The sequence below is a fragment of the Archangium sp. genome (assembly GCF_036388035.1).
GTDB lineage: Bacteria > Myxococcota > Myxococcia > Myxococcales > Myxococcaceae > Archangium.
This window is the reverse complement of sequence record NZ_DASVSO010000066.1, coordinates 1-5,954: the sequence shown is the minus strand read 5'-3', so window position 1 is coordinate 5,954 and position 5,954 is coordinate 1. Positions and strand designations below refer to the sequence as shown.

At 70.3% G+C, this 5,954-nt stretch carries 3 protein-coding genes and 1 pseudogene; 1 reads left to right on the top strand and 3 read right to left on the bottom strand.

Features of this window, described 5'->3' with window-relative positions:
* Positions 1 to 3,197, bottom strand: a 3,197-nt coding sequence (locus tag VF697_RS02860) for a beta-ketoacyl synthase N-terminal-like domain-containing protein (protein WP_331091922.1), incomplete at its 3' end; no start/stop codon positions are given.
* Positions 3,198 to 3,617: 420 nt separating this feature from the next.
* Here VF697_RS02860 and gspG point away from each other — a divergent pair.
* Positions 3,618 to 4,061, top strand: a complete 444-nt coding sequence (gspG, locus tag VF697_RS02855; protein WP_331091921.1) for a type II secretion system major pseudopilin GspG — start codon at positions 3,618 to 3,620, stop codon at positions 4,059 to 4,061.
* 68 nt (positions 4,062 to 4,129) lie between these two features.
* Here gspG and VF697_RS02850 read toward each other — a convergent pair whose 3' ends face one another.
* Together VF697_RS02850 and VF697_RS02845 are read right to left on the bottom strand one after the other, a co-directional pair.
* Complete coding sequence (locus VF697_RS02850; protein WP_331091920.1) at positions 4,130 to 5,524, bottom strand: ABC transporter substrate-binding protein; 1,395 nt, start codon at positions 5,522 to 5,524, stop codon at positions 4,130 to 4,132.
* A pseudogene (locus VF697_RS02845) lies at positions 5,524 to 5,954 on the bottom strand (hypothetical protein); the annotation flags it as partial. The pseudogene VF697_RS02845 and the gene VF697_RS02850, both read right to left, overlap by 1 nt.

Sequence of the window (5,954 nt, the reverse complement as noted above, 5' to 3'; positions counted from 1 at the left end):
ACCGGGTAGGCGTCGGCGAGCGGGCGGAGCATGTTGGCGTACTGGCCGCCCTGGCCGGGGAAGGTGACGGCCACGGGCGCGCCGCGCAGGGGCGAGCTCGGGCCGGCGGCGAAGATGCCGGACTGGCCGAGGAACTCCAGGTCCCCGCCCGTCTCCACCGCCTTGCGCAGGTGGTCCCGCTTCTTGCGCAGCTCCTCGCGGGAGCGCGCGGTGAGGGCCACCCGGAAGGGGCCCTCGGGCATCTCCCGCGTGTCCTCGAGTGCTCCCCGCTGCTCGCACAGCGCGTCGAGCCGGGCCACGCAGGCGCGGGCGTCCGCGCCGGCCACGGCGATCAGCCGGGGCTCACCGCCCTCGGACGAGGCCTCGTCCTTCTTCACCTTGGGCTCTGGGCGTTTGGGCGAGGGGCGGTACTCCTCGAGGATGGTGTGGAAGTTGGCGCCACCGACGCCGAAGGCGCTGACGCCCGCGCGGCGCGGTCCACCGTCGGCCGGGTAGGGCCACTCGCGGTGGGTGTCCACCACCTCGACGCCCGCGGGAATCTTCGGGTTGCGCGGCTCGCTCTTGAGCGACTTGGGGATGAAGGCGTTCTTCAGCGCGAGCGTGGCCTTCATCATGCCGGCGGTGCCGGCCGCGGCGTTGAGGTGGCCGATGTTCGACTTCACCGAGCCGATGAGGATGGGGCGCACGCGGCCCTCGCTGTAGGCGTCGTGGGTGGCCTTGGCCTCCGTCACGTCGCCCAGCGCGGTGCCGGTGCCGTGGCACTCCACCAGGTCCACGCTCGAGGCGGGGATGTTGGCGGCGGCCAGCGCGCGCTTCATCGCCGTGCCCTCGCCCTCCTGGCTGGGGGCCAGCACGGAGCGGCCCTTGCCGTCGCTGGCGCCGGCCACGGAGCGGATGACGGCGTGGATGTGGTCCCCGTCGCGCTCCGCGTCCGAGAGGCGCTTGAGCACGAAGACGCCCGCGCCCTCACCGGCGACGAAGCCGTCCGCCTGCGCGGAGAAGGGGGCGCTGTGCTTGGCCGACAGCGCGTTGAAGCGGCAGGCGGCGATGAAGAACTCGGGCAGCATGTCGCACCACACGCCGCCGCTGAGGACGACGTCGGCCTCGCGGTGCTGCAGCATCTTCCAGGCGGCGTGGAGCGCGGCGTGGGCGCTGGCGCACGCCGCGTCCGTCACCAGGTGGGGCCCGTGGAAGTCGTAGAGGTTGGCGATGCGCCCGGCGTTGAGGCTGCCCAGGAAGCCGGTGAGGCTGTCCTCGCTGATGGGCGGCAGGTCCTTCTTGTAGCGCTCCTCCGCGTCCCGGAGGAGGGCCTCACGCGCGCCCGCGGGGAGCCCGGACTTCTCCAGCGTCTGGCGCAGCTCGTGGGCGAACTCGGACCAGTGGGTGCGCGTGTCCTGGAGGAACTTCTTGCCCTGGTAGGGCAGGAAGGCGAAGGACATGCCCACCCGGTCGCGGTTCCACTTGTCCGGCGCGAAGCCCGCGTCCTGGAGCGCCTCGTCCGCGCACCACAGCATCAGCACGTGCGAGGGGTCCAACGAGGCCCAGGCCGTGGGCGGAATCCGCATCTCCAGGCTCGGCTTGGGGAACTCGTCCAGGAAGCAGCCGAGCTTCGTGTAGGCCTTGTCCTTGCGCTCCGGGCCGTAATACCGCTCGATGTCCCAGCGCTCCTTGGGAATCTCACGCGTGGCGTCGTAGCCCTCGAGCAGCCGCTTCCAGAAGTCCTTCACGTTGGAGGCGCCGGGGAACATGCCGCCCATGCCGATGATGGCCAGCGGCTCGTCCTGGTGGCGGGGCCTGGCGACGGGGAGCCTGCGGGACTCGGGCGGGCGGTAGGCCTCCAGCACCGCGTGGAAGTTGTTGCCGCCGAAGCTGAAGGAGGTGACGGACGCGCGGGGCACGCTGCCCGGGCGGTACGGCTGCGCCTTCTGGGGAACGAAGAAGGGCGTGCGCTCCATCTCCAGCTTCGGGTTGACCGTGTCCACGCCGGGCTGGGGGGGAATCTGCCCGTGGTGCAGCGAGAGCACCGCCTTGAGGAGGCCGGCCGCGCCCGCGCCCGCGCGCAGGTGACCGATGTTGGCCTTCACCGAGCCGAGCGCGATGGAGCCCGTCTGCGCGCCCGTGTACACGCTGGCCAGGGCCCGCACCTCGCTGGCGTCACCCACCTGGGTGCCCGTGGCGTGGCACTCCACGTACTGCACCGAGCCCGGCTCCACGCCCGCGTCCTCGAGCGCGCGGCGCATGGCCATCGCCTGGCCCTCGCTGCGGGGCGCCACCAGCGACTTGCCCCGGCCATCCGAGGAGCCGCCCACCCCGCGCACCAGCGCATAGATGGTGTCCCCATCCCGCTCCGCGTCCGAGAGGCGCTTGAGGGCGAACATCGCCACGCCCTCGCCCAGCAGGGTGCCATCCGCCCGCTCGGCGAAGGGCAGCACGCTTCCCTGGCTGGAGAGCCCTCCCATCTTGGAGAAGGCGACCATCTCCAGCGGCGTCAGCATCTCGCTCACACCGCCGGTGACAGCCAGGTCGAACTCGCCATCGCGCAGCCCGCGCACCGCGAGGTCCAGGGCCGCCAGGGAGGAGGCGAAGCCCGCATCCACCGAGTAGTGCAGTCCCTTGATGTCGAAGTGCATGTTGATGCGCCCGCAGGCCACGCTGGCCGAGGCGCCCACCACGTTGTCCTCGCTGACCTCCTTGAGGCGCTCGCGCAGGCGCGCGGCGGTGGTGTCCAGCAACTCCTTCTGCTGGGCGGTCGACAGGGCGCGGAACTCGTCGGTGGCGCGCACCGCGTCCAGCATGTCCTCCAGGCGGATCCGCATCCCGCTGTCGCGCTGCCAGCCGAGGCCCGTGGCGCCGAGGATGATGGAGGTGGAGTCCTTGGGGATGTTGCGCACCTCGGAGAGGGCCTGGGTGCCCGCCTCGAGGATCATCCACTGCAACGGGTTGACCTGCTGCGCGTCGGACGGCGGCACCTTGTACTTGCGCCAGTCGAAGACGAAGTCGGTGATGAAGCCGCCGAACTCGCAGTGGGTCTTGTCCGCCACCGACCGGTCGGGGTGGAAGTGCAGCGCGTGGTTCCAGGCCTGGGCGGGAACCTTCGAGAGGGACACCTTGCCAGCGCAGATGCTGGCCCAGAAGTCGGAAACGCGAAGGGCATTGGGCAGGACGCAACCCAGTCCCACCACGGCGATGGCTTCCATGCGGTTACTCTCTTTGTCGACGTGGGGGGGCGAAGGCACGGCGAACGTCAACGGGGACCCGAATTCTACCACGGGGTCTCGTGCGACAGAGAGGATGTAGAAGGTTCTCTCGCCCTGCTACAGGTGTGTACGGTCCGGGGGTAGGCAGGCTTCATTCCAGAGCAGGCCTGTCTTCAGCCCGCCTGACTGAAGAGGGAGCGAGCATGCGTGCTTTCACTGACAGCCTGTCATGACGGTCTGACAGGTGAAGCCGCCGCGGCCGGGACACGCTGACGGGGAGGGCCCGGGGGGACCCGCGTGGTGGGGCTCGGTTCCCCTCGGAGCTCCTCGGGGCGTGGCCTTGGGCGCGGGCGTTGCAATCACCCGGGCCCGTTCCCGCCAGCTCACGACGCGCATGGGGCGCGGCGCTGACGGGAACGCATGCGAGGCAGTGACATGGGCCTGGAGAAGACGAAGCAGCAGCGCCGCCGTCAGCGCGGCATGACCCTCATCGAGATCATGGTGGTCATCACCATCCTCGGATTGATCATGGCCGCGGTGGGGGTGGCCGTCATTCCGAAGCTCGATGAGGCCAGGCGGGACACGGCGCGAATGGACATCGGCAGCATCCACAACGCGCTCAAGCTCTACTACGCGAAGAAGGGCCGGTTCCCGGACACCGCCTCGGGCCTGCGCGCGCTGGTGGAGACGCAGAACCTGGAGAAGATGCCCACCGATCCGTGGGGGCGTGAGTACGTGTACATGTACGAGAGCGGCAAGCCCCTCATCACCTCCTATGGCGCGGACGGCGTGGCCGGTGGCGAGGGGTCGGACGCGGACATCTCCTCGCGCGACCTCCAGCAGGAGTCCGTGGCGCGCAGGTAGCCGGAGGCCGCGACGACTCCCACCCGCTGGTGCCCATCGAGCGCCAGCGGGCGGGGGGACTCACGGGACTACGGAGGGTTGAGGTTGCCCTCGATGGACTCGAACTTCCCACCCTTCACCTGCCACAGCTCCATGGGGGCGGGGGCCTCGCCATTGGCGTCGAAGTCCAGCTTGCCGCTGGCGCCCTCCACGTTGACGCTCCGGCCCGCGACCAGCTCCGTCACCAGCGAGTTGAAGCTGGTGACGGGCAGGGCCTCGCTCGAGGTCGCGGACAGCTTCGTCAGCGCCTCGGCCATCTTCGGCCCCGTCACGGCGTTGGTGGTGCTCTGGGAGTAGGCCGCGCTCAGCGCCATCAGGTACATGGCGTCATAGGCGTTGGAGATATAGGCGTACCCGTCGGGGGGCTTGTTGTACTTGCCGAGGAAGCGATCCTTGAAGGCGCTGAAGGCCAGGCCCGTGCCCTGCGCGGGGGCCGTGCCGTAGAAGTCCTGGATCTGCCCGTACACCTCCGGGTTCGTCAGCAGGGCCGCGTCCTTCACGCTGTCGGAGAAGAACCAGCGGTGCTTGCCGCTGGGGTAGCGCAGGAGGTTGGGCTGGGAGGAGGCCTCCTTGATGATGGCGGTCACGTCGTCGGCGAAGCCCACCAGCACGGTGACGTCCGGGGCGTACGCGTTGAGCTGGGCCACGGCCGTCTTCACGTCGCCGCGCCGCGCGTACGAGATGCCTCGGTTGGCCTTCGAGACCTTGTTGAGGCGGTCCGAGACGATGTAGTACAGGCCCTGCCCGTACGGGTCGTCCACGTAGAGGATGGCCACCTTCGCGGGGGTGCCGAACTTCACGGAGTCCGTGAGCAGCTTGTGGGCGATGACGCTGCCCTGGATGGCGTCCGAGGGCGAGGTGCGCCACAGCAGCCCCACCTTCCCGCCATTGGTATCCGCCACGCTCGTCAGCTCCGTGGAGGAGCCGCTGTAGCTCATGGTGAGCACGTTCTTGGGGATGGTCACCGTCGAGGCCGTGAGCGTCTGGCTGCTGCCCGCCGTCAGCACCGCCGTCACCTTCTTCTCATTCACCAGCCAGGTGGCCTGCGTCTTCGTGCGCTCCGTGTCGCCCGCGGTGTCGCAGACGTGCAGGGCGATCTGCTTGCCACCGACCCCCCGCTGGTTGACCTCGTCCAGCGCGAGCAGCGCCGCGTTGAGCGCCTGCTCGTCGGACTCGTCGATGCCCGCGCCCGGCGCCGTGCTGGTGCGCAGCGGGAAGAGGGCCCCCATCTGGATGGCGTTGGCATCCGTGGAGCCGTAGATCGGCCCGCAGCCGGTGGGCAGGGGCAGGCAGAAGCCCTGCGTACACACCTGCTCACTGGCACAGTCCTCGCTCGTCTGGCACTCGTCGAGCCCGGCCGCCGTGGTGAAGCTGCACCCGGTGGCCAGCACGGACAACACTCCCATCAACGTCAGCGCGCGCATCAGAAGCTCACCTCCACACCCGCGCCGGCGCCATGGGGGGCCAGCGTCACTCGTGCCTCGCCCGGCTCGGGCAGGGGCTCCTTGGGATAGAGCAGGATGGCCGCCACCGCGCTGGCCAGTCCCACCCCGAAACCGATGTCCGCCAGCAGCGCCTTGCTCCTGGTGAGGTCCGCCGCCGTGCGCTTGGTCTCCGGGTCGGTGGCCGCGTTGAACGTGGTGCGCGCGCTGCGCGACTGCAGCCCGAAGAGGGTGCCCACGCTCGCGCCCGCCACTGCCACCCCCCCCAGGGCGAAGGACGTCACCTGCATGCGCCGGCGCGCCGTCAGCGCGTCGTCATACGCCGCCTGGAGCTGGAGCTGACTGGCCTCCTCGGCGCGCTGGGCCGCCTCGCGCTCCGCCGCCGCGCGTCGCTGGGCCTCCGCGGCCTCCT